The organism is Amycolatopsis anabasis, from assembly GCF_009765355.1.
GTDB lineage: Bacteria > Actinomycetota > Actinomycetes > Mycobacteriales > Pseudonocardiaceae > Amycolatopsis > Amycolatopsis anabasis.
This window is the reverse complement of record NZ_VTHK01000039.1, coordinates 58,669-84,267: the sequence shown is the minus strand read 5'-3', so window position 1 is coordinate 84,267 and position 25,599 is coordinate 58,669. Positions and strand designations below refer to the sequence as shown.

General features: G+C 69.0%; 21 protein-coding genes and 1 pseudogene. 16 read left to right on the top strand and 6 right to left on the bottom strand.

Features of this window, described 5'->3' with window-relative positions:
* Window positions 1-18: 18 nt before the first annotated feature.
* A complete protein-coding gene (locus FXO23_RS36565) occupies window positions 19-2,070 on the top strand; it encodes a recombinase family protein (protein ID WP_158890886.1) in 2,052 nt (683 codons plus the stop codon).
* A 696-nt stretch (window positions 2,071-2,766) separates the two neighbouring features.
* Here the strand turns inward: FXO23_RS36565 and FXO23_RS36560 are convergent.
* The 4 genes from FXO23_RS36560 to FXO23_RS36545 form a co-directional block, all read right to left on the bottom strand.
* Window positions 2,767-3,243 carry a (2Fe-2S)-binding protein gene (locus tag FXO23_RS36560; protein WP_158890884.1) on the bottom strand — a complete coding sequence of 159 codons (477 nt, stop codon included), beginning with the start codon at window positions 3,241-3,243 and terminating at the stop codon, window positions 2,767-2,769.
* 13 nt (window positions 3,244-3,256) lie between these two features.
* Window positions 3,257-5,599 carry a molybdopterin cofactor-binding domain-containing protein gene (locus FXO23_RS36555; protein ID WP_158890882.1) on the bottom strand — a complete coding sequence of 781 codons (2,343 nt, stop codon included), beginning with the start codon at window positions 5,597-5,599 and terminating at the stop codon, window positions 3,257-3,259.
* A gap of 81 nt (window positions 5,600-5,680) precedes the next feature.
* Window positions 5,681-7,456: a GMC family oxidoreductase N-terminal domain-containing protein gene (locus tag FXO23_RS36550; protein WP_158890880.1), complete on the bottom strand. Its 1,776-nt coding sequence runs from the start codon at window positions 7,454-7,456 to the stop codon at window positions 5,681-5,683.
* A complete protein-coding gene (locus FXO23_RS36545) occupies window positions 7,456-8,355 on the bottom strand; it encodes a hypothetical protein (RefSeq protein ID WP_158890878.1) in 900 nt (299 codons plus the stop codon). The genes FXO23_RS36550 and FXO23_RS36545 overlap by 1 nt, the downstream gene beginning before the upstream one ends.
* 356 nt (window positions 8,356-8,711) lie before the next feature.
* Between FXO23_RS36545 and FXO23_RS36540 the strand changes: the two genes are divergently transcribed.
* Genes FXO23_RS36540 through FXO23_RS36505 form a run of 8 tightly spaced genes read left to right on the top strand, consistent with a single transcriptional unit; the run spans window position 8,712 to window position 16,412 of the window.
* The gene (locus FXO23_RS36540; RefSeq protein ID WP_158890877.1) at window positions 8,712-9,512 is read left to right on the top strand and encodes a crotonase/enoyl-CoA hydratase family protein; all 801 of its coding nucleotides are present in this window, start codon (window positions 8,712-8,714) and stop codon (window positions 9,510-9,512) included.
* Window positions 9,509-10,666 carry a thiolase family protein gene (locus FXO23_RS36535; protein ID WP_158890875.1) on the top strand — a complete coding sequence of 386 codons (1,158 nt, stop codon included), beginning with the start codon at window positions 9,509-9,511 and terminating at the stop codon, window positions 10,664-10,666. The genes FXO23_RS36540 and FXO23_RS36535 overlap by 4 nt, the downstream gene beginning before the upstream one ends.
* On the top strand, window positions 10,663-11,058 hold the full coding sequence (locus tag FXO23_RS36530) for a Zn-ribbon domain-containing OB-fold protein (protein WP_158890873.1): 396 nt from the start codon (window positions 10,663-10,665) through the stop codon (window positions 11,056-11,058). Before FXO23_RS36535 ends, FXO23_RS36530 begins: the two co-directional genes overlap by 4 nt.
* On the top strand, window positions 11,055-12,647 hold the full coding sequence (locus FXO23_RS36525; protein WP_158890871.1) for an AMP-binding protein: 1,593 nt from the start codon (window positions 11,055-11,057) through the stop codon (window positions 12,645-12,647). The genes FXO23_RS36530 and FXO23_RS36525 overlap by 4 nt, the downstream gene beginning before the upstream one ends.
* Complete coding sequence (locus FXO23_RS36520) at window positions 12,644-13,798, top strand: acyl-CoA dehydrogenase family protein (RefSeq protein ID WP_158890869.1); 1,155 nt, start codon at window positions 12,644-12,646, stop codon at window positions 13,796-13,798. The genes FXO23_RS36525 and FXO23_RS36520 overlap by 4 nt, the downstream gene beginning before the upstream one ends.
* Window positions 13,798-13,989, top strand: coding sequence for a ferredoxin (locus FXO23_RS36515; RefSeq protein WP_158890867.1), 192 nt, complete (start codon window positions 13,798-13,800; stop codon window positions 13,987-13,989). The genes FXO23_RS36520 and FXO23_RS36515 overlap by 1 nt, the downstream gene beginning before the upstream one ends.
* Window position 13,990: 1 nt before the next feature.
* The gene (locus tag FXO23_RS36510; RefSeq protein WP_158890865.1) at window positions 13,991-15,148 is read left to right on the top strand and encodes an NAD(P)/FAD-dependent oxidoreductase; all 1,158 of its coding nucleotides are present in this window, start codon (window positions 13,991-13,993) and stop codon (window positions 15,146-15,148) included.
* Between the two features lie 31 nt (window positions 15,149-15,179).
* Window positions 15,180-16,412, top strand: a complete 1,233-nt coding sequence (locus tag FXO23_RS36505; protein ID WP_158890863.1) for a cytochrome P450 — start codon at window positions 15,180-15,182, stop codon at window positions 16,410-16,412.
* Between the two features lie 24 nt (window positions 16,413-16,436).
* On the opposite strand, the gene FXO23_RS36500 is transcribed toward FXO23_RS36505, so the two are convergent.
* Window positions 16,437-17,210, bottom strand: coding sequence for an enoyl-CoA hydratase/isomerase family protein (locus tag FXO23_RS36500; RefSeq protein WP_158890861.1), 774 nt, complete (start codon window positions 17,208-17,210; stop codon window positions 16,437-16,439).
* 52 nt (window positions 17,211-17,262) lie between these two features.
* Between FXO23_RS36500 and FXO23_RS36495 the strand changes: the two genes are divergently transcribed.
* The 7 genes from FXO23_RS36495 (at window position 17,263) to FXO23_RS36470 (ending at window position 24,914) form a co-directional block, all read left to right on the top strand.
* Complete coding sequence (locus tag FXO23_RS36495) at window positions 17,263-18,372, top strand: NAD(P)-dependent alcohol dehydrogenase (RefSeq protein WP_158890859.1); 1,110 nt, start codon at window positions 17,263-17,265, stop codon at window positions 18,370-18,372.
* A complete protein-coding gene (locus tag FXO23_RS36490) occupies window positions 18,372-19,814 on the top strand; it encodes an aldehyde dehydrogenase (protein WP_158890857.1) in 1,443 nt (480 codons plus the stop codon). Before FXO23_RS36495 ends, FXO23_RS36490 begins: the two co-directional genes overlap by 1 nt.
* 38 nt (window positions 19,815-19,852) lie before the next feature.
* Window positions 19,853-20,527 carry a TetR/AcrR family transcriptional regulator gene (locus tag FXO23_RS36485; RefSeq protein ID WP_158890855.1) on the top strand — a complete coding sequence of 225 codons (675 nt, stop codon included), beginning with the start codon at window positions 19,853-19,855 and terminating at the stop codon, window positions 20,525-20,527.
* Between the two features lie 306 nt (window positions 20,528-20,833).
* Window positions 20,834-21,238, top strand: coding sequence for an AMP-binding protein (locus FXO23_RS52365; protein ID WP_343034547.1), 405 nt, complete (start codon window positions 20,834-20,836; stop codon window positions 21,236-21,238).
* Window positions 21,120-22,484 (top strand): AMP-dependent synthetase/ligase, encoded by a 1,365-nt coding sequence (locus FXO23_RS36480; protein WP_281356681.1) that lies wholly within the window; start codon window positions 21,120-21,122, stop codon window positions 22,482-22,484. Before FXO23_RS52365 ends, FXO23_RS36480 begins: the two co-directional genes overlap by 119 nt.
* The gene (locus tag FXO23_RS36475) at window positions 22,471-23,436 is read left to right on the top strand and encodes an esterase/lipase family protein (RefSeq protein WP_158890852.1); all 966 of its coding nucleotides are present in this window, start codon (window positions 22,471-22,473) and stop codon (window positions 23,434-23,436) included. Before FXO23_RS36480 ends, FXO23_RS36475 begins: the two co-directional genes overlap by 14 nt.
* 239 nt (window positions 23,437-23,675) lie before the next feature.
* Window positions 23,676-24,914, top strand: a complete 1,239-nt coding sequence (locus tag FXO23_RS36470) for a cytochrome P450 (protein ID WP_158890850.1) — start codon at window positions 23,676-23,678, stop codon at window positions 24,912-24,914.
* 175 nt (window positions 24,915-25,089) lie between these two features.
* On the opposite strand, the pseudogene FXO23_RS51155 reads toward FXO23_RS36470, so the two are convergent.
* Window positions 25,090-25,433 (bottom strand): annotated as a pseudogene (locus FXO23_RS51155) (aldehyde dehydrogenase family protein).
* Between the last annotated feature and the right edge of the window lie 166 nt (window positions 25,434-25,599).

The following is a 25,599-nucleotide window of genomic DNA, read 5'->3' as shown; positions in this document are numbered from 1 at the left end:
CGGTCGAGGAGGTGAACGGTGACAGCTGAAATCATCAGTGACCCGTGGGCGACGCTGGATGATCTGCTTGGGATCGAAGTCGTCGACGCGGCGGACGAGGGAATCGGGCCGCTGGCGTTCTACGGCCGGTGCTCGACCGAGGACAACCAGGATCCGGAGACTTCACGCGGGTGGCAGTTGGGCAACGCGCGGAAGTTCGTCGAGCCGCTCGGCGGGAGCGTAGCGGCCGAGTTCTTCGATATTGGTCAGTCTCGCTCAGTGCCGTGGGAGCGACGTGAGGCAGCCGGGCGGTTGCTGGCCGCGTTGAAGGACCCGAACCGTGGTTGGGATGCGGTTGTCGTAGGCGAAGGCACGCGGTGCTGGTTCGGTAACCAGTTCTCGCTCATCGCTCCGAGGTTCGCCGCGTACGGCGTGGATTTGTGGGTGCCCGAGCTGGGCGGAAAATTCGACGCCCGCAACCCGTCGCACAAGATGCTGATGAGCGTGCTCGGCGGCATGAGCGAGTCGGAGCGTCAGCACGTCCAGGCCAGGGTTCGCGCGGCGATGGACGCGCAGGTGATCAACGAGGGACGGCACCAGGGCGGCCGGGCGCCGTACGGGTATGTCGTGGTCGATGGCGGGCCGCATCCGAACCCGCGCAAGGCCGCAGAAGGTTTTCGGCTGCGGGTGCTGGCGATCGACGAGCTCGCCGCGGAGGTTGTTCGCCGGATCTTCGCCGCATACTTGGACGGGCGGGGTGATCGGGCGATCGCCAACGAGTTGAACCGCCTGGGCATCCCGTGCCCATCGGCGTACAAGCCGGAGCAGAACCCGCACCGGTTCGCCGACGGCTGGCAGGGCAGCACGGTTCGGTCCATTTTGGAGAATCCGCGCTATACCGGGTACGCGTTCTTCGGTCGGTGGACCAGACAGGAGATGCTGCTCGATCCGGACGACGTTGCGGCCGGGCACGTGGTTCGGTTCCGGAGGGCTGCGGCTGATCGGGTCGTGCGGTCACGTAAGCCCGCACACCCGAAGATCATCGAGGTGGAGGACTTCGTCGAGGTCCAGCTGCGGCGGCGGTCGCGGGCGGCGGGTGGGCTGCCTGCCGCCCGGAAGCTCGAACGCGGACCGAAGGCCACGAAACGCGCATACCCGCTGCGCGGGCGGGTTCGCTGCGGCTACTGCTTGCGGCGGATGGAGGGTACGCCTCGGGAGACCCGCACGTACTACCGGTGCGCCGCGCGCAGCCTGGTTCCCGGCTCACCCGCGTTGCAGGGCCATCCGAAGAACGTGTACCTGCCGGAGGTAGCCGTGCTGGATCCGCTCAACGACTGGCTTGGTGGCTTGTTCGACCGGGAGCACATTGATCGGACGGTTGATGCGCTCGTGGCATCCCAGCATCAGGCGAGTATCGCGCCGAATGCGCGGGAGGCCGCGCAGAAGCGGCTGGACGCCGCTGAGGCGAAGCTGCGACGGTTCAAGGCAGCGATTGAGGCTGGCGTGGATCCGGCCGCGCTGGTCGAATCGATCAACGACGCTCAGGCGCAGCGGGCGGCCACGAAGGCAGAACTGGACGGCATGCCCGCGCCGAACACGCTGGGCCGCGCGGAAGTGTTCGCCATGATCGATTCGCTCGGTGATGTTGGTTGTGCGCTGAAGCACGCCGAACCGGCGAAGTTGCAGGAGCTGTATGAAGCGCTGCGGCTGGAGATGGTCTACGACGCCGAAAACAGAGCGGTTGATGTGACCATCCAACCAGCACGTAGGGTTAGTGCTGGTGTCCGAGGGGGGGACTTTGGCCCGAAAACATGTGGTCCACCGCAAATCCCGCTCCCGATCACACTATTCTACTGGAGACCTCCAAAGGGAGGTTGCATGTCGGGGAACCTATCAGGCACCAGGTCGGGGGGGCAAAGCCGGGCAACGCCAATGTGTCCGGGGCAGTCAGAAGGTCAGTCATGGGTTCGAGTGGTTGCTGGAGCCAGGCGGCCGATCGGTTGCAGGTATGGCATGGGCCGGTCCGGACCGCGAACTGGTCCTGGTGGCCGTCTGGACCGGCCGATGCCTCCACCTGCCACCAGCGATTAGCCTGGCGACCTAGCAAAGTCCTGCTAGAGAGAAATCAAGTCAAGCAACCACCCGATCGTCAGTGCTCCGGTGGCTACGGCTACCGCGGTGATTGGGATCGCGCGGAGCGCTCGCGCCGCACCGTTCAAAAGCCACCCGACGACCCGGTGGGTCAGCGAGGCCACCCAGCTGACCGCGGCTCCGTAGTCGTACGCGAGCTGAGGCGGGTCGCGGTGACGTCGCCTGCTTGACTTGCTGAAGTAGTACTCCGGGAGGACCATCATCGCGGCGAGTGCGGCGACGGCCGCTTGGACAAAGCAGGCGCAGCACCCACGGCGCGATCCAGCGCGTCGTCAGGCAGCCGAGGGCGATTCCGATCGCTACCGGGCCTACGCCGGGAGGGATGACCGGGCCGACGATCACCGTTGGCTCGATTCATTTTCGCCGACCTCCGCCCGCGCCCGGTGGTTGTCACCGTAGGAGAACTTGCGCGCCTCGTCACTCCCGGCGAGCACCTTGTAGCCGTTGTCGCGAAGCCATTGCAGGGTTCATGGCACCATAAACCCCTCATCGTTGCGACGACCGCTGGAATCCGCCGTTGGGTGGTTAGGCGGAGGTGTCAGCAGCCGCCGGATCCTGGTCCCTTCGTGCTGCTGCTCATGGTGTTTCCGGCAGGCGCGATGTGTGCCGACCTCGGTTAGCCAGTGCCGGGTGGGTTTACATTCTGGCGGCGCCGGCTTTGATGGCCTCACGGATCCGGGAGTACGTGCCGCAGCGGCAGACGTTGCGGATCTCGTCGAGATCGTTGTCGTCGATCTCACGGCCTTCGGCGCGGGCCTGCTTCACTTTGGCGACGGCGGCCATGATCTGGCCCGGCTGGCAGTAGCCGCATTGCGCGACATCGTGGTCCAGCCACGCCTGCTGCATCGGGTGCAGGTCGGTTCCCACAGTGCCGGGTAGGCCTTCGATGGTGGTGATCTCGTCGTCGGCCTTGACGTCGGCGATCCGCACTGAGCAGGGGTTGAAGGCCTTGCCGTTGAAGTGCGAGGTGCAGGCCTTGCAGACGTTGATGCCGCAGCCGTACTTGGGCCCGCGCACGCCGAGGATGTCACGCAGGACCCACAACACGCGCAGGTCGTCGTCGACGTCGACGGTCACGGCCTTTCCGTTGAGGACGAAGGTGTGCTTGCTCATCGGTGGTTGCTCCTCAGTAGGTCCAGATCAGGCCGTCGGTCGGCGATTCGGGCACGGGTGGGACGAATGACTTGACCTCGAAACCGATCGGGTCGTCGTGGTTGATCGGGAACCGCGTCGGGACCTTCCCGGTGGCCCGGGCGTAGGCGCAGGCCACGGCGGCAACCGAACAGGCAACGCCGGCCTCGCCCGCGCCACCGGGCTGGTCGCCGTTGGACGGCATCGCGATTGCGGTGAAGTCAGGCGGGACGTTCCACTGGCGGGTGTAGAAATAGTTGTCCCAGCTCGCCTCGAGGAACTGCCCGTTTCTCAGGTGTACGCTACTGGTCAGCGCGAGCGCGAGACCGTCGGCGAAGCCGCCCATGAGCTGTGCTTCCAGGCCACGGGGGTTGATCACCAGCCCGGCGTCGAGGGCGATGACCGCTTTTGTGACCCGTGGGCCGGTCACCCCGTCGCGGACTTTCCGGTTCACCGTTTCGGGTCGGCAGTCGATCTCTACCAGGCACGCGCTCGCGCCTTTGTATTCCTTGTGGATTGCGATGCCTTGCGCGGTGCCTGCCGGCATTTTGCGGCCCCAGCCGCCGACCTCGGCGACTTTCCGGAGCACTCCTTTGGCCTTGTCGCTCTTCAGGAACTCCAGCCGGAAGGACAGCGGGTCCTTGTCCATTGTGTCGGCGAGCATGTCGACCACCAGTTCGCTGGCGCAGCGGACGTCGGGGGAGTAGATGTTGCGCATCGATCCGGTGTTGAAGCGCTGGTCGGTCTCCGTGAGCGTCTGGTCGACGACGCCGAAGTGGTAGGGCAGTTCCTGGCTCAGCGCGAAGGCGACCTCGGCGACAGCGAGGTTGCCGAGACCGGTCGGAAGTTTGGTCGCGACGGAGGTGAGCATCTCGCCGAGACCGTGCCGGAACGAAGTCTCGACCGAGGTGTGCCGCTGCTCGAAGGTGAGGACGTTACCGGCGAGCACGGTGGCCCGGATCCGGGAGGTGGCCATGGGATGCAGCCTGCCTTGGCGCGGCTCGTCGGCCCGGTGCCACATCAGCCGCACGGGCTTCCCGAACGCCTTCGACGCCTGGGCAGCCTCAATGGCGTGGTCGCCGAACAGCTTGTGCCCGAAGGAGCCGCCGCCGGTGATGACGTTCACCTTCACCTTGTGCTGGGGTAGGCCGACCGCCTGCGCGATCTCGCCTTGGGCGACGATAGGTACCTTCAGCCCGGCCCACACCTCGGCGCTGTCATCGCGGACGTCGGCGATCGCGCAGTAGGGCTCCAGCGCGGCGCTGGAGCGGAACATGAACTCGAAGTCCGCCTCGATGGTCTTGGCCAGTACCGGCACCTTGGGCACGGCGAGCGGCAGCTCGGCCTTACGCAGGCTTGCCAGGACCGACTCGTCGTCCTCACCCTCGACGCTGCCCGCGTCCCAGTCGACGTGCAACGCGCGCACGCCGTCGATGCACTGGCCGAACGTCCGGGCGCGGACCGCCACACCGGTCGGGATGATCGCGACGTCGGTGACACCAGGCAGCTTCAGCACGTCGACCTTGTTGCGGATCGCCTTCGGCCTGCCGTTCAGCGTCGGTGGGCGGCAGATCATCGTCGGCAGCGCACCAGGGACGTCCAGGTCCATCGTGAACTGCTTCCTGCCGGTGACGATGTCGAGCGCGTCCAACCGGTTCTGCGGCTTGCCCAGCACCGTGAAGTCGCCGGCCCCCTTGAGCTTGCTCGGGTCCAGCGACACCTGCCTGGTCTTGGCGGCCGCGGCCTTGGCGGCCAGCTGGCCGTAGGTCGCCGACGAGCCGTCGGGCGCGGTGATGACTCCGGCCTTGGCCGTCAGCCGCGCTACCGTCGAGCCCAGCAGGATTGATGCTGCTTCGAGCAGCTGCTGTTTCGCGATCGCCGCGGCCACCCGGATCGGCGTGAACGTCGAGATCGTGGTGTTGGATCCACCGGTGGCCTGGTTGAAGACGAGTTCGGGCCGGGCCGGGGCGAGCGTGATCCGCACCTTGTCGACCGGCAGATCCAGCTCCTCAGCGATGATCATCGCGGTGGAGGTGGTGATGCCCTGGCCGACTTCCGCACGGGGGATTTCGAACGACGCGGTGCCGTCCGGGTGCACCGTGACCGTGATGAGCTGTGATGTCGGCAGCCCGGCGTCGGTGAGCGCGTCGTTCAGGTCGTAGATCTCGGGCGGCTGCGGCAGCGAAGGCACCGCGGCCGATGCTGACGGGCCAAGTTCCACGTTCGTGGCGACGACCAGGGTCCCCGCCGCGACGACGTAGCCGAGGAAACCACGCCGGGACACCCCCTTCGACTCGTCGTCCAAGCCGGGGCCGAGGCCGGATCGGTGTAAGGCCATGCTGCTTCCCTTTCGTAGCCGGCGACGGAAGGATCGTTAGCGGTTCGGGATGCGGGGAGGAATTGCAGCGCCGTGGGGTCATCACAGTCCGAGTTGCGCCAGTCGGGCGCTGATTCGCGGGTCAGTGGAGACCACCGGCACCTCCGTCCGCACCCACGGGTCGCCGCCGAAGTACAGTTGGAAGATCCTCTCTGCGGTGCGGGTCGCGAGCGCCTGGGTGCTCAGCGTCGGGTTCGGCCCGCCCAGCGCGTTCGGCAGGGCGGAGTTGTCGGTGATGAACAGGCGATCGACCCAGCGGGCCTGGCCGTCGGCGTCCAGCACCGAGTCCTCGGCCGAGTGGCCCATCCGCATCGATGACTGGACGTGCAACGGGATGGACATCGCGTCCTGCCGGATCACGGTGTGCGCACCAGCTGCCCGCAGGATCTTCGCCGCCCAGCCGGACACGTAGTCGCGGTTGGCCACCGTGCGCGCGCTGCGTTTGCGCGACTGGACGATCACCTTCGGCACCGGGCCGTGCGCGTCGCCGGGCAGCCCGCTGAGCACGACCCGGTTCTGCGCCTCGACGTCGTCATCGGTGAGCACGGCGACCCACATGAAGTGGTCAATGCCGCTCATCATCAGGTCCTTCAGGTCTGGTCCGACCGTGCGGCCGGTCAGCCCGTCCCACTGTCCCGGGATTCCGCGGCCGTTGGTGTAGTGCCCGCGGATTCCGCTGTCGGAGGCGTTGAACAGGAACGCCTGCAGCGACGGTGCCGACTGAACCGACAGGTGCGCGCCACGCCCGGGGAAGTCGGCGCGGGCCGCCGACCCGGCGCCCTGGGTCGACTTGATGCTGTGTGGAAACACGCCGGTCACCGCGTCCAGGAAGTGGTCGGTGAGTCCACGTCCCACCCAGTCGTTCGGATTCGGCAGGCCGCTGTTGAACCACAGCCGCGGGTTCTCGATGCAGCCACCCGCCATCACCACGACCTTGGCGTCCTCGCGGTGGTGCTCCCCGGTGCGGTTGTCCCGCCAGGTCACCCCGGTCGCGGTGGTGCGGCCGTGCACACTCTCGGTGTGGATCTTGGTGACGAAGGCGTCGGCGATCAGGGTGGCGGGCCGCCCGCCGCGTGCCCACGCCTCGGCGGTGATCGCCATCGGTACGTAGCTGTTGTCGGTCGAGCGTTTGGCGATCAGGTTGCGTGGCGCGTCGATCGGCCGGATACAGCCGTGCGGGCAGTGTCCGCAGAAGGTGCATCCGGTCGCCAGCGGATGTGCCAGGAGGTTGGGGTCGCTGGTCCTGCCCGCGTTGCCGCCCGGCTGCAGGATCGCGTTCTCCTGCGGCCGGTAGGACTCCTCCTTGGTGGTCTTGGTGGTCTGCAGCGGCAGCCCGGCCGCTGCGCAGCCGTTGAACCACACCTCTTCCTTGGTGCCCATCGCCGCGGTCTGCACCGGCAGCGTCGCCTCGACCCACTCGTAGTACGGCACCATCTCGGAGTAGCCGAACGGGAACCGGTGCGCGACGTCGTACTTGTTCCGGTCGGGACCGTCGTAGTCGGCGAACACGCCAGGATACGCGCGCGGGCTGTTGCCGACGTAGATCTGGGTGGACCCACCGACTCCGGAAAGTTGCCATACGAAGGAGTTCTGCGCGTGCTCGCGAAACCACGCTGGCTGCGACCGGTCACTCGGACCGAAGCGCAGGTAGCCGATCAGCGGGTTGCTCGAGTCGTTCTCGAAGGTGCTCCAGCGCGAGCGCGGGTGGGCATTGCGCGGGCCGCCCTCGAGCAGCATCACGTCCAGCCCTTGCGCGGCCAGCTCTTTCGCCGTCGTCGGGCCGCCGCCCCCGGCGCCGATCACGATCACGTCGCGCATCAGTCGTGCACCTCCGTCCGTCCCTGCCAGTAGCCCTTGAAGTCGTTTTCTCCTTCGTGGCGGCCCTCGTAGCCGGTGAGCTGCCAGCCGACCGGGGGCCGGCTGATCGTCCGCGTCCGCGGGTCGAATACGTTCCACTCGGAGAAAGCGCCGAACGCGCTGAACCCGAGCAGCCCGGTCGCCAGGAACTTCATCAGCGCCGACACGCCGGCCCTGGTCGGTTCCGGGAAGTTCGTGTCGAGCAGGGCGGCCAAGTCGCTGTCGCTACGTTCGAGCAACTCGAACACGCGAGCCTTCTCGGCAAACGACAGCCGGGAGAACGGGGACAGGAAGGGCCCGTTCACCGACGCGGGGTTGACCTGGGTGGCGAGCAGGTTCAGCAGGCCGGCCACCGGGAATGCCAGCGGTAGTGGGTCCTGGGCCCCGACGACCGCGCCCAGGGCCGCGTCCAGCGCGCGCAGCTGGGGTGGCAGCAGCGTGGTCAGCGGGCCGAGCAGCGGCACGTCCAGCTCGGAGGTCGCGGTGGCCAGTGCCGAGGCCAGCGGCCGGCCGATCGCCTCGGGGAACGGGAGCAGCGTGTCCAGCAGGGACAACACGTAGTCCGTCGTCCCCGCCTCCAGTGCACCGGGCTCCTGGCGGGGGGTGCCCTGCGCGCGCGAGTAACCGTCCGGTCCGGGGACAACGAACGTGACCAGGCCGTTGATCGTGTCCCGGGACAACTCGGCGAGGACATCGCGGAGCAGGCCGACGACTGGGTCGGTAGGGGCCTGCGTGCCCGAGGATGCGGCCGCGGCGGGTTGTGGCGAGCCCAGCAGCGCGCCGCCGCCGACGGTAGCGGCGGCGCCGAGAAGCCCGATCCGCGCGAGGAACGCGCGCCTGCCGACAGGGTCGTAGGACATCTGAACCGGGCCTCCATACGTGGTGGGAGATATGGATCCGGGTGCCCGCGGAGAGCTCGACGGCTCGCCGTGCGCGCACTGTGGTCGCGGTTACATTAAGACCGACCGCTTGTACGGTCAAGTCGCCGGGCTTCCAGGGTGACGGGCGGGAGTGCGCTGCGTGGATTCCAGGCTCGATGCTCGGCCTGTTGGCTCTGGCCTGCGGGGATAGATGTCCCGTCGGGCAAGGTCCGGCGAGGTCGTGGCGCGTCGAGTTCGGAGCGGCCTGTCGTCGTGCCGTTCGCCGGGGACGTTCCGCAGCTTGCTGACCGGCCGTACGGTCTATACGATGATGGTGTCTTGAGAGGGGAGCCGCGATGACCGAGGCCGCGCGTGAGGTGCCACCCGCGACGTTGAAGCAGGTGGGCCATGTCGGCGTGATCACGCTGAACAGGCCGCGGTCGATGAACGCGATCAACGCCGCGATGTCGGTCGCGGTGCAGGAGGCGGTGGAGGAACTCGAGTCCGATCCAGGATTGCGGGTAGGTGTGTTGACGGGTGCCGGGCGAGCGTTCTGTGCGGGCGCGGACCTCAAGGAGGTCGCGGCCGGGCGCCCGCTGATCGCCCGCGAGCAACGCGAGCGCGGGTTCGGCGGCTTCATGAAGTCAGGGCTCACCAAGCCGTTGATCGCCGCGGTGAACGGGTACGCGCTGGGCGGCGGCACCGAGCTGGTGCTGGCCTGCGACCTCGCGGTGATGAGCGAGACCGCGACACTGGGGTTGCCCGAGGTCACCCGGGGAATCATCGCGGCGGGCGGCGGCCTGCTGCGGCTGGGCAAACGAGTGCCGCTGTCGATCGCGCTGGAGGCCGCCATGACCGGCGCGCCGATCACCGCGGACGCGGCACTGCGCTGGGGGCTGGTCAATCGTGTGGTACCACCGGCCGAAGTGCTCGACGCGGCGATCGAGTTGGCCGGCGTGATCGCCGCGAACGCGCCGCTCGCCGTGCAGGCCAGCAAGCGGCTGCTATATCAGGCGCGCGAGCTGGGCTCGGACTTCGAGCAGGCCGCGTGGGCGGCCAGTGACGCCGAGGCCAAGGCGATCATGCGCACCGCGGACGCGAAGGAAGGGCCCCGCGCGTTCGTGGAGAAGCGCGCGCCCCGTTGGGAGGGCCGATGAACAGGGCCGCGATCGCCGGTCTCGGGTTGACCGACGTCGGCAAGATCTACGACCGCAGCGCCACCGATCTCGCCGCGCGGGCAGTGCGGCTGGCCGTCGCGGACGCGGGCCTCGCGGTGACCGATCTGGACGGCCTGCTGGTCACCCCCGGCACGCGAGGCGCCCCCAGGCTGTCGTTGCAGAAGGTGTTGGGGCTACGGGACCTGCGGATGCTCGCCGAGATCGGTGCTCTCGGAGCCAGTCCGGCGGTGATGATCGCGCAGGCCGCCGCCGCGATCGCGGCGGGCGAGGCGTCCGCCGTGGCGTGCGTGTTCGCCGACACCCCGCTCAAGCCCAAGGGATCGGGGCGGGACGCGTTCGGCGCTCCGCGCTCCGGTCCGAAGGGGTTCGCCGGGTACCACGCGGGCATCGGCGCGATCACGCCCAACCTGTTCTACGCGCTGGCCGCGCGGCGGCACATGGTCACCTACGGCACCACGAGCGAACAGCTCGGTGCGATCGCCGTCGCCCAGCGCGCCTGGGCGGCGAACAATCCGGTGGCCTCGCACCGCGAGCCGATTTCCCTGGTACAGCACCAGGAATCGCCGCTGATCGTCGACCCGCTCCACCTGCTGGACATCTGCCTGGTGTCCAACGGCGCGGCCGCGGTGATCGTCACCAGTGCCGAGCGCGCCCGCGATCTGGCGCGGCCACCGGTCGAGGTGCTCGGGTGGGCGCAGGCGCACCCGGGGCAGGTGACACACCGCGACTCCGACTTCGGGCTGCGCACCGGGGCGGCGACCGCGGGACCGGCAGCGCTGCGCATGGCCGGCGTCGGAGTGTCCGATGTGGACATGGTGCAGCTGTACGACTGCTACACCTACACGGTGTTGGTGACCCTGGAGGACTACGGATTCTGCCCGAAGGGGGAGGGCGGCAAGTTCGTCGCGGACGGCCGCCTTGCCCCGGGCGGCGAGCTTCCGTGCAACACCGGCGGCGGCCAGCTGTCCGCGTTCTACCTGTCCGGCTTCACCCCCGTGGTGGAGGCCGTGCTCCAGGGCAGAGGGCAGGCCGATGCCCGCCAGGTCGCCAAGCGGGACGTGATCATGGTGAGTGGCAACGGTGGCGTGCTGGAGCACCACGCCACGCTGATTCTGAGCGGAGCGGGCGCATGAGCACCTGGCCACCGATCGAGCGGGACACCAAGAGCGCGGCCTTCTTCGACGCGGCCGCGGCGGGCACGCTCGTCATCAAGGGATGTACCCACTGTGGACAGACACTGTCACCCGAGGCGGCGGCGTGCACGGCTTGTGGCGGAACCGACCTGAACTGGGTCGACGCGGAGGGCACCGGCACCCTGATCTCCTGGACGGTCGTACACCGCGCGCCCAACCGGGCGTACACCGACCTCGTGCCGTACACGATCGGCATCGTCGAACTGGCCGAGGGCCCGTGGCTTTACGCGCGAATAGCGGGGGCCGAGCCGTCGGCCGGTCTGCCGCTGCGGGTGGACTTCGTGCACACCGAGGGCGCCGAGAGCCATCCGATCTTCCGGGAGGCGTCGTGACCGAACTGGATCTGGCCACCCTGCACGAGGCGATCGCCGACGCGCTGGCCGACGAGCCGTGTGTGCTCGCCGACCGGGTGCTGACCTGGCGTGCGGTGACCGACCGGACCCGGCGACTGGCCGCCGTGTTGCGCGCGCACGGGTTGGGCCGGCGCGAGGCGGGCGTGCCCGCGTGGCAGACCGGGCAACACCATCTCGGCATTTACCTGCACAACGGCGTCGAGTACCTGGAGGCGCTGCTCGGCGCGCACAAGGCGTCGGTCGCGCCGTTCAACGTCAACTATCGCTACACCGCCGACGAGCTGGCCTACCTGCTGCGGGACGCGCGGCCGTCCGCGCTGGTGTACGCCGCGCGGTTCGCACCGGTGCTGGCCGACGCTCTGTCCACTGTGGACATGGAGCCGCTGCTGCTGCAGGTGGACGACGGCAGCGGGAACCCGTTGCCGGACAACGCGATCGGCTACGAGGCCGCGCTGGCGGACGCCGATCCGGACGCCGGGATTCCCCGGGCATGCGCGGACGATCGCTACCTGCAGTACACCGGCGGCACCACCGGCATGCCGAAGGGTGTGATCTGGCGGATCGGCGACCTGGTCGCCGGCCCGATGGGCGTGCGCGTCGGGAGCGTGCCGGAAGCGGTGGCCAGGGCCGTCCGGACACGTGGCCGGGTGCTCCCGGCGCCGCCGCTGATGCACGGCGCCGGCACCGGGATCGCGCTCGGCGGCTGGCTTTCCGGTGCGACCGTGGTGATCCAGCCGCGGCCGGAGCGGTTCGACGCGGCGACCGTGCTGGACACGTGCGCCGAGCACGCGGTGACCACGCTGGCGATCGTGGGTGACGCGTTCGGCGCGCCGCTGGTCGCCGAGCTGGGGGCGCGCCCACGGGCGCTGGCCCTGCGGCTGATCGTCAACAGCGGGGCGGCGCTGCGCGACGAGCTGAAGGACCTGCTGCGTGAGCTGATCCCCGGTGTGCGGATCTCCGATGTGCTCGGCTCGTCGGAGACCGGCCTGCACGCCCAGCGCGACAGCGGGAATCGCTTCTCCGGCAAGGGCAACGCGGCCGTTCTGGACGAGACGCGCACCCGGGTGCTGGACCCCGGCGAGGAGGAGATCGGATGGCTGGCCAACAGCGGCCACATCCCGATGGGCTATCTGGGTGACCAGGAGAAGACGGCGGCCACGTTCGTCACCGTCGACGGTCGCCGCTACTCCGTCCCGGGGGAACGGGCCCGCCTGCTGGCCGACGGTGCGATCGAGTTCCTCGGCCGGGATGCGACCACGATCAACACCGGCGGTGAGAAGGTGTTCGCCGACGAGGTGGAGGCGGTGATCCGAGCGATCCCGGGGGTCGCCGACGTGATCGTCGTCGGGCGGCCGAGCGAGCGCTGGGGCCAGGAGGTCGTCGCGCTTTACCAGTCCACTATGGACGATCTGACCGGTGGGCGGCTGACCGACGGCTGCCGGGTGCATCTGGCCGGGTACAAGGTGCCCAAGCGGTTCATCAGGGTGGACGCGGTACGGCGGCATCCCAACGGCAAGGCGGACTACGCGTGGGCGCGTGCCGCCGCGATGGAGGTGAGTGACGAATGAGCCCGTGGAACACGCCGGAGCGGCTCGACCTGCGCTGGATGGTCGCGGACTTCACCGTGAACGAGATCGCCCCGAACATCGCCCGGTGGGAGGATGACGGCGAGATTCCCCGTGACCTGCACGAGAAGGCCGGCGCGCTCGGGCTGCTGGAGCTGGGCTTCCCGGAGAGCGCGGGCGGCGCCGGCGACCTGATCGACTTCCTGATCGTCAACGAGGAGATGGCGCACCACGGCGCCAGCTCCGGGCTGCTCGTCTCGCTGATGTCGCACAGCATCGCTGCCCCGCACATCGCCGCCGCCGGCGATCCGGGGCAGATCGAACGGTTCGTCACGCCGGCACTGGCCGGCACGAAGATCGGGAGCCTGGCGGTCACCGAGCCCGGCGGCGGCTCCGACGTCGCGGCGCTGTCCACCCGCGCGGTCCGGGACGGGGACCACTATGTGGTCAACGGGGCGAAGACGTTCATCACCTCGGGGTGCCGGGCCGACTTCGTCACCACGGCTGTACGCACGGGTGACCACCCGCATCGCGGGATCTCCCTTCTGGTGGTGGAGAAGGGAACACCAGGGTTCGACGTGACCGGCAGGCTGGACAAGCTCGGTGCCCGCTGCTCCGACACGGCCGAGTTGTCCTATGTGGACGTCAAGGTGCCGATGGCGAACCTGGTGGGCGAGGAGGGTTCCGGCTTCGCCTCGCTGATGCGGCGATTCGACAGCGAGCGGCTGACGCTGGCCGTGCAAAGCTGTGGGATCGCCCAGCGCTGCCTGGACCTCGCGATCGAATGGGCGCGTCAGCGCGTCACGTTCGGACGGCCGCTCGCCACTCGGCAGGTGATCAGGCACAAGCTCGCCGAGATGGCGCGGCAGGTGTCCGCCGCTCGCGCGTTCGTCCACGACGTCGCCGCGCGCTACACGGCGGGCGAGCGCGTGGGCGCCGAGATCGCGATGGCCAAGAACACGGCGAGCTTCGCGTGCAATCACGTCGCGGCGGAGGCGGTGCAGATCTTCGGCGGGATGGGCTGCATGCGCGAGTCCGAGGTGGAGCGGCACTACCGGGACGCCCGGATCATGGGCATCGGCGGTGGGTCGAACGAGGTCATGAACGAGATCATCGCCAAGAGTCTTGGCCTGGACGAGGAGGTGGCCGTCTGATGCGCGTGCTGGTCGATCGGAGCAAGTGCACCGGTCTCGGGATCTGCGAGTCGCTGGCGCCCGAGCACTTCGAGGTGAACGACGACGGCGACCTGGTGCTGCTCGACGAGAACGTGGACGAGCGGGCGATGGCCGACGTGGAACAGGCCGTGGCGAGCTGCCCCACCGAGGCGTTGCGGCTGGAGCGTTGACGTGGACCGGCTCGTCGTGGTCGGTGCGTCGCTGGCCGGCCTGCGGGCAGTGGAGGCCGCGCGCAAGGCCGGGTTCGACGGCACGATCACGCTGATCGGTGCCGAGCCGCACCTGCCGTACGACCGGCCGCCGCTGTCCAAAGCGTTCCTCGAGTCGGTCGAGGAACCCAGGGTGACGCAGTACCGCGACGAGGCGAAGCTGCGCGACGAGCTGCGGATCGACCTCCGGCTCGGCACACCGGCGTCCGCGGTGGACACCGAGGCGCGCGCCGTCCGGGTCGGCGAGGAGGCCGTCCGGTACGACGCGCTGGTGATCGCGACGGGTGCGCAGGCGAGGACGCTGCCCGGCTGTGCGCGTCCGTTGCGGACGGTGGACGACGCGCGGGCGATCCGTGCCGCGCTGGTCGATGCCCGGCGAGTCGTGGTGATCGGCGCCGGGTTCATCGGCTCCGAGGTGGCCTCGAGTGCCCGCGCGCGCGGTCTGGAGGTGACCGTCGTGGAGGCGGCGCCGACGCCGCTGGTGCGCGCGGTCGGCGCGCTCATGGGCGATCGGTACGCCGCGCTGCATGCTCGAGGTGGCGCGGATCTTCGTTGTGGCACCGGCGTTTCCGCGATCGAGGACGGCCGGGTGGTGCTGGCCGACGGCACCGTGCTGAACGCGGACCTCGTGGTGGCCGGTGTCGGCGCGGTTCCCGCCACCGACTGGCTGGATGGCTCGGCGGTGCGGCTCGCCGACGGCGTGGTGTGCGACGAGACGCTGTGCACGGGTGTGCCCGGCGTCTACGCGGCGGGCGACGTGGCGCGCTGGCACAACCCGCTGTTCGACCGGTCGATGCGGCTGGAGCACTGGACGAGTGCTGCCGAGCAGGGCGCCGTCGCCGCGCGCAACGCGCTGGACCCGGACAACGCCACCGCCTACCAGACGGTGCCGTACTTCTGGTCCGACGCCTACGGGAGCAGGCTGCAGTTCGTGGGCGTTCTCGGGCCGGACGAGGTGCGGGTCGTCGAGGAGGACGGCACCGGCTTCACCGCGGTGTACCGGGAGGGCGATCGGTGCGTCGGCGCGCTCACCCTCGACCGCCCTCGGCACATCATGAAGCTGCGCAGGTTGATCGGGGTGCGGGGCTCGTGGTCGGACGCCGTAGCGCTCATCGCTTGACTGACCGCCCGTACGGTCATATTCTGACGGTATGAAGCTGCCCGACCTAGGCAACCCGGACTTCTACGTCGACGGGTTCCCGCACGAGCTGTTCGTCCGCCTCCGCCGGGAGGAGCCGGTCGCCTGGTGCGACGAGCCGGCGTCCGGGGATTTTCCGGGAGGCACGGGGTTCTGGGTGCTGACCAAGCACGCCGACGTGTCCTTCGCGGGCAAGAACCCGCAGATCTTCAGCTCGCACGCGGGCGGGACGTTCATCCGCGACTTGGGCGACAAGTTGTTGCGCGAGCAGCAGCGCGCGATGCTGAGCACCGATCCGCCGGAGCACGCCACGCTGCGGAAGATCGTCAGCAGGGCGTTCACCCCGCGCATGGTGGCCGGTATGCGGGCCTCGATGGAGGCCCACGCGGACAACGTTGTCGACGCGCTCGGTGACGGCGGCGATCTCGACCTGGTGGACCGGTTCTCCGCCGAGATGCCGATTCTCGTGCTCGCCGACATCCTCGGCATGCCGTCCGAGGACCGGCGCCTGCTCTATGACTGGACCAACCGGATGGTCGGCGGCGGCGACCCGACGGCCGGGGCGGATCCCAAGGCGTACGCGTCGGCGTTCATCGAGCTGTTCGGGTACGCGGCCGAGCTCACCAAGGCCAAGCGAGCCAACCCCGGCGATGACGTGTGGAGCATGGTGGTCAACGCCGAGGTCGATGGTGAGCGGCTGTCCGACGAGGACCTGAACCGCTTCTTCCAGTTGCTCGTGATCGCGGGCAACGAGACCACGCGAAACCTGCTCACCGGCAGCGTTCTGCTGCTGTCGCAACACCCCGGGCAATGGCGCGAGTTGCGCGCGAACCCGGACCTGCTGAACCCCGCGATCGAGGAGGTGCTGCGGTTCCACTCTCCGGTCACGCAGTTCCGCCGTACCGCCGTGCAAGATGTCGAGATCCGCGGAACGCGAATCAAGTCCGGCGACAAGGTCGTGCTCTGCTACGCCTCGGCCAATCGCGACGAGGACGTGTTCGCCGATCCGGGCACCTTCGACATCACCCGCACCGAGAATCCGCATCTGGCCTTCGGTTCCGGGCAGCACTTCTGCCTCGGCAACGCGGTCGCACGGCTCGAGGCACGGGTGATCCTGCCGAAGTTGTTCGAGCGTTTCCGCACGATCGAGGTCACCGGGCCGCCGGTCCGTCAGCGCGCGAACTTCATCAACGGGATCACCGAACTTCCGGTGCGCCTGTCCACCAGGGCGCCCGCGCGGGTCTGAGGGGCGACGCGACCGGCGGAGCGATCACCTGCCGCCGTGTTTGGCGAGCCACGCGGTGGCGTTGGCCATCCAGTCCGGGTGGCAGATCAACTCGGCCTGCGCCCGCGCCTCGGTGTCGACGGCCGCTTCGAAATCGGTCGCCAGGGACTGGCGCAGCGTCCGCTTGATCGATCGGCTGGCGTGTCCGGGTACGGCCGCGATCCGCTTCGCCAACTCGATCGCCGTCTCCTGGGCGTCCTCCACGACCCGGGACACGATGCCCAGCCGCAGCGCCTCGTCGGCGTCCACCACGTCGGCGGTCAGCAGCAGTTCCAGTGCGCGGGCGTACCCGGCGGCCCGCGGCAGCGAGTGCGACAGCCCGGCGTCCGGGCCCATCGCCATGCGGGCGAAGGTCGCCGAGAACAACGCCGAACGTGACGCGATGCGGATGTCGCAGCCCATCGCGTAGCCGAATCCGCCGCCCGTCGCCGGGCCGTTGACCGCCGCGATCGTGGGCTGTGGCAACCAGTCCAGCAGGATCGAGGCGCGCATCAGATCGCGCATCCACGCCGTCTGGGACTCGACGTCGATGGGCGCCATCTCTTCCAGCGCGCCCAGGTCCATTCCGGTGCAGAACCCGCGTCCGGCACCGGTGAGCACCACCGCGCGGGTGGATTCGTCGTTGGCCAGCACCTCGAACGCCTCCACCAGCGGTCCGATGGTGGACGGCCGCATCGCGTTGAGCCGGTGCGGACGGTCGAGCATGACGACGGCCACGCCCTCGCAGGGACGGTGGATCCGAATCGGGGGAGTGTGCATGCGACGAGGTTAGCATTGTTGCTGACCGGCCGTACGGTCTATCATCGTTGTCATGACGGCACACGTACGCGCAATGGCCGCGGTCCTGCGCACGGCGGACGGACCGTTCGAGCTGGACGATGTCCTGCTCGACCCACCGGGGCACGGTGAGATCGTGGTGCGTGTCGCCGGGGTCGGCTTCTGCCACACGGACATGCTGCCCCGCACGCCGGTGGTGCGCCCGCCGATCGTCGCCGGGCACGAGGCATCCGGCGTGGTGGAGGCCGTCGGCGCTGGGGTGGCGGGTCTGCTCGAAGGCGACCACGTGGTGCTCACGTTCGACTCGTGCGGTGACTGCGTCAACTGCCTCGCCGCGCAACCCGCGTACTGCGACGAGTTCTGGCCCCGCAACATGTCCGGGTTCCGCGCGGACCGGCCGACCACCGTGCGCGACTCGGCGGGCGAACCCGTGCAGGGGCGGTGGTTCGGGCAGAGCTCGTTCGCCACGAAGACCGTCGTCGCGGCCCGCAACGCGATCAAGGTCGACCCCGACCTGCCGCTGGACAAGCTCGGTCCGCTGTCCTGTGGCGTGTTGACCGGCGCGGGCGCGGTGTTCCATTCCCTCGCCGTGCGACCGGGATCGAGCATCGCGGTGTTCGGCACCGGCACGGTCGGGCTGTGCGCCGTGATGGCCGCGACGGTGGCCGGGGCCGCGACGATCGTCGCGGTGGACGTCCATCCCGACCGGCTCCGGCTGGCCGCCGAACTCGGTGCCACGCACACGATCGACGGCCGCGACGGCGATCTCGCCGGCCGGTTGCGTGCGGCCGTGCCTGGCGGGCTGGACTGCACGCTGGACACCACCGGCCGACCGGAGGTGATCTCCTCGGCGGTCGACGCGTTGCGGATGCGCGGCGTGTGCGGCCTGGTCGGCACCCCGCACGGCAAGCTCGCGCTGCGGGCCGAGCAGTTCGCGCTCGGCCGCACCGTGAAGGGGATCCTGGAGGGCGACGCGGTGCCGAAGTCGTTGATCCCCAAGCTGATCGCGTTGTGGCGGCAGGGCCGGTTCCCGTTCGACCGGCTGATCACCACCTTCGGACTGGAGAAGATCAACGAGGCCGAGCAGGCTATGAAGTCGGGAACCGTGGTCAAGCCGGTGCTGCTGCCCAGCGAGGAGTCCTGATGTACGAGTACCCGTCCCTGTTCATCGACGGCGACTGGCGCACACCGTCCACGCCGCTGCGGATCGCGGTGCGCTCGGCGGCGACCGAGGAACTGCTCGGCCACGTCGCGGCCGGTGACGAAGCGGACATCGACCACGCCGTCGCGGCCGCGCGCCGGGCCTTCGACGATCCGGCGGGCTGGGCGAGTTGGACACCGAAGGAGCGCGCGGACGCGCTGGAGCGGTTCGCCGGCGAACTGGCCGCGCGCGGTGAGGAGATCGTCCGCAGAGTGAGCAGCCAGAACGGCATGCCGGTCCGCGTCGGCAAGCACACGGAGGGGGCGGTGCCGGCCACACTCGTGCGGTACTACGCCGGGCTCATGGCGAACGCGGCCGCAGAGGAGCGGCGGCGATCGCTGGTGGCGGGCGGCACGCTGGTCCGGCGCGATCCGATCGGTGTGGTGGGCGCGATCGTGCCGTGGAACTTCCCGCAGACGCTGACCTTCTTCAAGCTCGCGCCCGCACTCGCCGCCGGGTGCACGGTCGTGCTCAAGCCGTCGTCGGAGACGGTGCTGGACGCGATGGCGGTCGCCGAGGCGGCCGTCGCGGCGGGACTCCCGCCCGGCGTGCTCAACATCGTGCCGGGGTCGGGCCGGGGCGCCGGCGCGCACCTGGTCGCGCACCCGGACGTGGACAAGATCGCCTTCACCGGCTCCACCGCGGCCGGCCGCTCGATCGCCGAGACCTGCGGGCGACTGCTGCGCCCGGTCACCCTCGAGCTGGGCGGCAAGTCGGCGGCGATCATCCTCGACGACGCCGACCTGGACGCGGTGCTGAAGCAGGCGTTCGCCACCAGCCTGCTCAACCAGGGGCAGAGCTGCTACATCACCACCCGGATCCTCGCCCCGCGCGCCCGCTACGACGAGGTGGTCGACGCGTTCACCGCCCTCGCGTCCGCGCTGCGCATCGGCGACCCGCTGGACCCCACGACCGCGATCGGCCCGCTGGCCACCCAGGCGCAGCGCGACAGTGTCGAGGCCTACCTCGCCAAGGCGGTCGCCGAAGGCGGGCGGATCACCACCGGAGGACGGCGCCCGGCCGGATTCGACCGCGGCTGGTACCTGGAGCCGACGATCGTGACCGACGTCCGCAACGACCACACGATCGCCCGCGAGGAGATCTTCGGGCCGGTGCTGGCGATGATCCCCCACGACGGCGACGACGACGCGGTGCGAATGGCCAACGACACCGACTACGGACTCGGCGGCACCGTGTGGACCGAGGATCTCGATCGCGGCACCGCGATCGCCCGCCGCGTGCGCACCGGAACGATCGGCGTCAACGGCTACACGATGGACCCGGGCGCACCGTTCGGCGGCGTCAAAGCCAGCGGTCTCGGACGCGAACTGGGACCCGAAGGGCTGACCGCGTACCAGCAAGTCAAATCAATCTATGTACCGTAGACCGCGCGTACGGTTAGCCTGATGCCAGGAGGTGGGTCGTGGCCAGACCGGCGGGCAGGCGAGACGAGATCCACGCGACGTTCATCCGGCACGTCGCCGAGCGAGGGTACGAACTGACCAACCTCGGGGACATCGCGGGCGAGCTGGGCATGTCGAAGGGCACGATCGTGCACCACTTCGGCACCAAGGCACAGATGCTGCGCGAGCTCGAAGAGAATTACATGCGCCGCCAGCTGAGCGCGGTGCGCCGGATGTGGGAGCGGCTCGAGGCGCCACAGGAGCGCATCGCGGCGATCGTGTACGCATCGGCGCTGCTGCACGTGGTGGACCGGGACGCGACCGTGGCCACCCAGCGCGAGGTCGTGCAACTCGCCGACGATCCGCAGATGCGCGAGGTGCGCAAGCTGCGCACCGAGATGCAGGAGCTGACAGTCGCCGAGCTGCGCCGCGGTATCGAGTCCGGAGTGTTCCGCGAGGTCGACGTGGAGCTGACGACGCTGCAGATCTGGGGCTCGCTGCAGTGGATGTGGGTGTGGTTCGACCCCGAGGGAGCGTTACGCCCCGAGCAGGTCGGCGCGTCCTTCGTCGACCTCGTCCTGGGCGGACTGCTGCTGGACCGGCTACCGGTCGCCCGGTTGGCCGACCCGAAGGGCCCGATCGTCACCGCCGTACGCGAGTGCCTCGAAGAGTCCACCGAGGTCCAGGGCACCTGAGTCGAGCGCCACCACGTTCCGTAGAGGCTGGCTCCAGCGCTCGTCCGGGGCACAGTCGCACCGTCGGCCACCCGCGGCCATGACCGGGGTGCCCGTCGCGGTGAGGACGATGTCCGCTCGGTGTTAGGTGCGATCCGGGCGATCACCGGTCCCGACGTGAGCGTGTGCCAAGGCCGGTTGCCGTCACCGACAGGGCACGAACGAACCGCTCTGGTTGACTCCGACTTCAAGGCTTGACTGTACGTGCGGTCGGCCGCATAGTGTGAACTGGGTCGCAGAAGCCCCACCGAGCTGAGGAGGCCGAGGATGGCCGAGCCGCGCACCTTGCCCGAGGCGTTCCAGCGGACCGTCGCGGTCCGTCCGGAGGCTATGGCGCTGCGCACGCCGGACGGCAGCGTGAACCTGACCTGGCGCCAGTACGCCGACCACGTGCGACGGATCGCGGGCGGCCTTGCCGCACTGGGCCTCGGGCGCGGCGACACGTTCGCGCAGATGTTGACCAACCGGCCGGAGTTCAACCTGACCGAAGGCCGCGGCCTCGCACCTCGGCGCGACCACCTTCTCGATCTACAACACCAGTTCGGTGGATCAGATCAGGTATCTCCTGGACCACGCGGATACCAAGATCATGGTGACCGAGCGCAGGTTCGCCGACAGGATCAGAGATTCCGGCGCTCGGCTGGCGCACCTGCTGGTGGTCGAGGACGGTGACGTCGACGAGCTCGGACCCGCCGCCGGATTCGACTTCGAGAGTGCGTGGCGGGCGGTGGCCCCCGAAGACGTGCTGTGCCTGATCTACACGTCCGGAACGACGGGCCCGCCCAAGGGCGTGGAGCACACCCACCGCGGAGCGCTGGCCCTGGCCGCGGCGGTGGACAGCGCGTTCCCGATGACCGGTGACGACGTCGGCATCTCCTACCTGCCGTCCTCGCACGCGGCCGACCGGTTTCTCACCCACTACTTCACGATGCTGCATGGCGCGGAGATCACGACGATCGCCGACCTCCGGCAGTTGGCGCCGACGCTGGCGACAGTGCGGCCGACGATCTTCGCGGCGGTGCCCCGGGTGTGGGAGAAGCTCAAGTTCGGCATCGAGACACAGGTGCAGGCCGATGAGCAGGTGGCGGCCGGTTTCGCGGCGGATGTGCCGCAGGTCGTCGACGCCATCCGCGCGAAGATCGGCTTCGACCGGTTGAAGTGGGCGTTGTCCGGTGCGGCCGCCATTCCGCCGCACGTCTACGCGTTCATGCGGAAGCTCGGCGTGCCGGTGAGCGAGGTGTGGGGCATGTCCGAATGCGGCCTCGCCACCGGTACGTCCCCCGCGGAGGCCAAGCAGGCCACCGTCGGCAAGCCGTTCCCCGGTCTCGAGACGCGCGTGCTGGACGACGGCGAGTTGCTGGTGCGCGGACCGTGGCTGATGCGGGGTTACCGGAACGACCCGGAGAAGACCGCGGAGACCATCGATCCCGAGGGCTGGCTGCGCACCGGCGACATCGTCACAGTCGACGACGACGGCTATCTCATGATCGTTGACCGGAAGAAGGAGCTGATCATCAACGCCGGCGGCAAGAACATGTCGCCGAGCAACATCGAGCACGCGATCTCGGAGGGCTCGATGCTGATCGGGCCGGTGATGGCGGTCGGAGACGGCAGGCCGTACAACGTCGCGCTGATCACCCTCGATCCCGACGCCGCCACCGCGTTCGCCGCGCGCATCGGCGTGGACGCCGATCCCGCCGTGCTGTGCAAGGACGCGCGGGTACGCACGGAGATCCAGGCCAGTGTGGACGCTGGCAACCAGAAGCTGTCCCGCGTCGAGCAGATCAAGAGGTTCGCAGTTCTCCCGACGTACTGGGAGCCCGGCGGCGACGAGATGACCCCGACGTCGAAGCTCAAGCGCAAGCCGATCAGCCGGAAGTATGCGGCGGAAATCGAGGACCTCTATGCGCAGCCGTAACGTACGGCGGCTGTGCGCCGCGCTGGTGTCCCTGCTGTCCGTGGCCGTGCTGCTGTCGGGCAACGGTGTGGCAGTCGCCGACGACGGCCCACCGCTGCACACACCCGTCGACGTGCTCGATGCGGCAGTGAAGTGCGATCCGAGCGCCACCGACCGCAAGACGGTGGTGCTGGTACCGGGCACCTTCAGCGAGGCGACGGAGGTATGGTCCTGGAACTACCGGCGTGCGCTGCCAGCCGCCGGCTTCGCGGTCTGCACGGTGAGGTTGCCCGGCCGGTCGGTGACCAGCATCTACCATGCGGCCGACTACATGGTCTACGCGATCCGCAAGGCCCGGGACCTCTCCAGGCAGAAAGTCTCGGTGATCGGACACAGCCAGGGCGGGTCGCATCCGTTGTGGGCCATGAAGTTCTGGCCGGACGTGCGCGCGGCCGTGGACGACTACATCGGGCTCGCGCCGGGTGTGAACGGAACCCAGCTCGGCAACATCCTGTGCGCGGTCGGGGCGTGCGCCGACATCACCTGGCAGGTCGGCTTCGGCTCTACCTACCTCGACCGCCTGCATCAGGGCGGGCTGCCGCCCGGCGTGTCGTACACCAACGTGTGGACACAGCTCGACGAGATCGTGTTTCCGCAACCCGCCGCGAGCAACATCCCGGGCGGCAGCAACGTGTCAGTGCAGTCGATCTGTCCGGGCAGGATCGTCGAGCACATGGCGATCATCGCCGACAGCGTGGCCTATGCCCTCGCGATGGACGCCCTGACTCATCCGGGCCCCGCCGATCCGCGTCGCATCGGCAACCGGCTCGCGTTGTGCGCGACACCCTTCCTGCCACGGATCGATCTCACCGGCCTGGTCGGCTTCCTCGGAGGTGGAGCAGCCGGTGCCGTGGACTGGCTCACCCGGCCACTCACCACCTCCGAGCCTCCACTGCCGGACTACGCGCGCTGACCCCGGAAAGGCTTTGCCGCGCATGCCGGTCCCGGCGACCACGTGCGCGCCTGCCTCGGCGAAGGCGAGGGTGATGGCGCGGCGGGCATCGGCCCCGAAAGTGCGCCGAGAATTGCCCGGTTGGGTTATGCCCGCACCGCTTCCCCCAACAGGGCGCTGTTGTCCGCGCTCCGGTGATTCCGATGCTCACCGCGCTTACGTTCGCGTCGGCATCGGCCCCGAGATACCTGGAGGAACAGATGGCCGCGGACGAAATTCCGGAGCGCCTGACGCTGGCCGAATTCGGTCTGTGGAAAGACGGGCCGCCGCACGGGATCTTCCGCGATCTCCGCGCGAGGTGCCCGGTGCACTGGTCGCCTGACATTCCCGTGCTGCCCGAGGAAGAGGGTTTCTGGTCGTTGACCAAGGCGGACGACATCGCCGCGGTGAGCAGGAACTGGAAGACCTTCTCCTCGGAGCGGTGGGGCATCGACATCACCAACCACCAGATCCCGCTGGAGTTCGCGCGCGCCGAGTTCATCGGCATGGACCCGCCCAAGCACGACCGGATCAAGCAGCTTTTCCTCAAGGGCTTCACCGCCGAGAAGATCGCCGAGCACGAGGGATGGATCCGCGCGATCGTCGTCTCCGTGCTCGACCGCCTCGACGGCCAGGAGACCTGCGACCTGGTGAGCGCTGTCTCCCAGCCGATTGTCGCGCGGGTGATCCACCGGCTTCTCGGCATCCCCGAAGCCGAGGACGTCAAGTGGGCCGACTACATGAAGCGGTACATGGGGCGGGACGACCCGGACCTGAACCCCGGCGGGATCGACGCCTACGTCAACGAGCTTCTGCCGACGCTGATGGCGGAGGTCTCCGAGATGATCGCGGCGCGGCGGGAGAACCCGACCGACGACCTGATCAGCATCCTCGTGCACGCCGAGATCGACGGCCAGACGCTCTCGGCCGAGGAGATCATGTACGGCACCCTGCTGCTCATCGGTGCGGGCAACGACAGCACTATGGCGACGTATGTGAGCGCCGTGAAGGCACTGATCGAGAACCCGGACGAACGCCAGAAGGTGCTCGACGACCTGTCTCTGGTCCCGAGCGTGGTGGAGGAAGCGCTGCGGATGTTCCCGGCGTTCTCGATGATGCGCCGGACAGCCACGAAGGACGTCGAGATCCGCGGCCAGCTGATCAAAGAGGACGACAAGGTCGTCATGTGGTACCCGTCCGCCAACCGCGACGAGGAGAAGTACGAAGACCCCGACCGCTTCGACGTGACCCGCAACCCAGAACACCAGGCTTTCGGAGCCGGCGGAAGGCACTTCTGCCTGGGCAACGCGCTCGCCAGGCTCGAACTGCGGCTGATGCTCGAAGAGACGCTGAAGCGCTATCCGGAGATGGAAATCGTCGGCGACGCGCCGCACGCCGAGTCGTTCTTCATCAACCAGGTCAAGGCATTGCCCGTCCGTTTGGGCCCGCGTGCCGACTGACCCGCACGCAGCACCGCCGTCGCCACTTATTCGGGCAACGGCGGTGCCTGTTTCAACCAGCGATCCGGATAAGCTTGCGACTGACGAACTCCTCGGCGCCGAGCCTGCCGAGTTCACGACCGAACCCGGACAACTTGACCCCGAACGGAGTGTCGTTCGCGACCACGACCGCCTCCTACTCGGACTGCACCTGGTACACGTTCGCGAACGGCCCGAAGAATTCTTCCTTGCCCGCCTCGTTGCCGGGATCGATGTCGATCAGGACGGTCGGCTCGAAGAAGGCCCGTCCCGCTTGCCGCCCAACACGACCCGTGCTCCGCCGCCGACCGCACGGCGCAGCTGATCCTCCAGCCCCACGGCGGCGCCCACTGAGGACACCGGACCGATCACCGTGTCCTCGGCAGTCGGCGACGAGGGTTTGAGCTGACCCAGTGTCAAGGTGACCTTCTCGAGGAACGCGTCGTAGAGATCGTCGGTGCTCAGTAAGATGAACGGGTCCGCGCCGCCCAGTTCGAGCACCGCCTTCTTGAGGTGACGTCCGGCAGTCGCCGCGACGTGCGCCCCCGCCTTCTCCGAGGGCCGTCGTCGTCGAATGATCCCCGCTGGCGCGGGAGTGACGTTCCTCGCCGACGCACTCGGGCTCTGACGATCACCGGCCGCGGTGTGGTCGCGCGGCTGTCCTTCC

Bases quoted from the DNA above. Each gene is read 5' to 3' on its own strand.
- FXO23_RS36560 (WP_158890884.1), bottom strand. From the start codon at position 3,243: ATGAGCAAGCACACCTTCGTCCTCAACGGAAAGGCCGTGACCGTCGAC.
- FXO23_RS36490 (WP_158890857.1), top strand. From the start codon at position 18,372: ATGTACGAGTACCCGTCCCTGTTCATCGACGGCGACTGGCGCACACCG.
- FXO23_RS36530 (WP_158890873.1), top strand. From the start codon at position 10,663: ATGAGCACCTGGCCACCGATCGAGCGGGACACCAAGAGCGCGGCCTTC.
- FXO23_RS36555 (WP_158890882.1), bottom strand. From the start codon at position 5,599: ATGGCCTTACACCGATCCGGCCTCGGCCCCGGCTTGGACGACGAGTCG.
- FXO23_RS36540 (WP_158890877.1), top strand. From the start codon at position 8,712: ATGACCGAGGCCGCGCGTGAGGTGCCACCCGCGACGTTGAAGCAGGTG.
- FXO23_RS36520 (WP_158890869.1), top strand. From the start codon at position 12,644: ATGAGCCCGTGGAACACGCCGGAGCGGCTCGACCTGCGCTGGATGGTC.
- FXO23_RS36500 (WP_158890861.1), bottom strand. From the start codon at position 17,210: ATGCACACTCCCCCGATTCGGATCCACCGTCCCTGCGAGGGCGTGGCC.
- FXO23_RS36545 (WP_158890878.1), bottom strand. From the start codon at position 8,355: ATGTCCTACGACCCTGTCGGCAGGCGCGCGTTCCTCGCGCGGATCGGG.
- FXO23_RS36475 (WP_158890852.1), top strand. From the start codon at position 22,471: ATGCGCAGCCGTAACGTACGGCGGCTGTGCGCCGCGCTGGTGTCCCTG.
- FXO23_RS36470 (WP_158890850.1), top strand. From the start codon at position 23,676: ATGGCCGCGGACGAAATTCCGGAGCGCCTGACGCTGGCCGAATTCGGT.
- FXO23_RS36495 (WP_158890859.1), top strand. From the start codon at position 17,263: ATGACGGCACACGTACGCGCAATGGCCGCGGTCCTGCGCACGGCGGAC.
- FXO23_RS36535 (WP_158890875.1), top strand. From the start codon at position 9,509: ATGAACAGGGCCGCGATCGCCGGTCTCGGGTTGACCGACGTCGGCAAG.
- FXO23_RS36505 (WP_158890863.1), top strand. From the start codon at position 15,180: ATGAAGCTGCCCGACCTAGGCAACCCGGACTTCTACGTCGACGGGTTC.
- FXO23_RS36550 (WP_158890880.1), bottom strand. From the start codon at position 7,456: ATGCGCGACGTGATCGTGATCGGCGCCGGGGGCGGCGGCCCGACGACG.
- FXO23_RS52365 (WP_343034547.1), top strand. From the start codon at position 20,834: ATGGCCGAGCCGCGCACCTTGCCCGAGGCGTTCCAGCGGACCGTCGCG.
- FXO23_RS36515 (WP_158890867.1), top strand. From the start codon at position 13,798: ATGCGCGTGCTGGTCGATCGGAGCAAGTGCACCGGTCTCGGGATCTGC.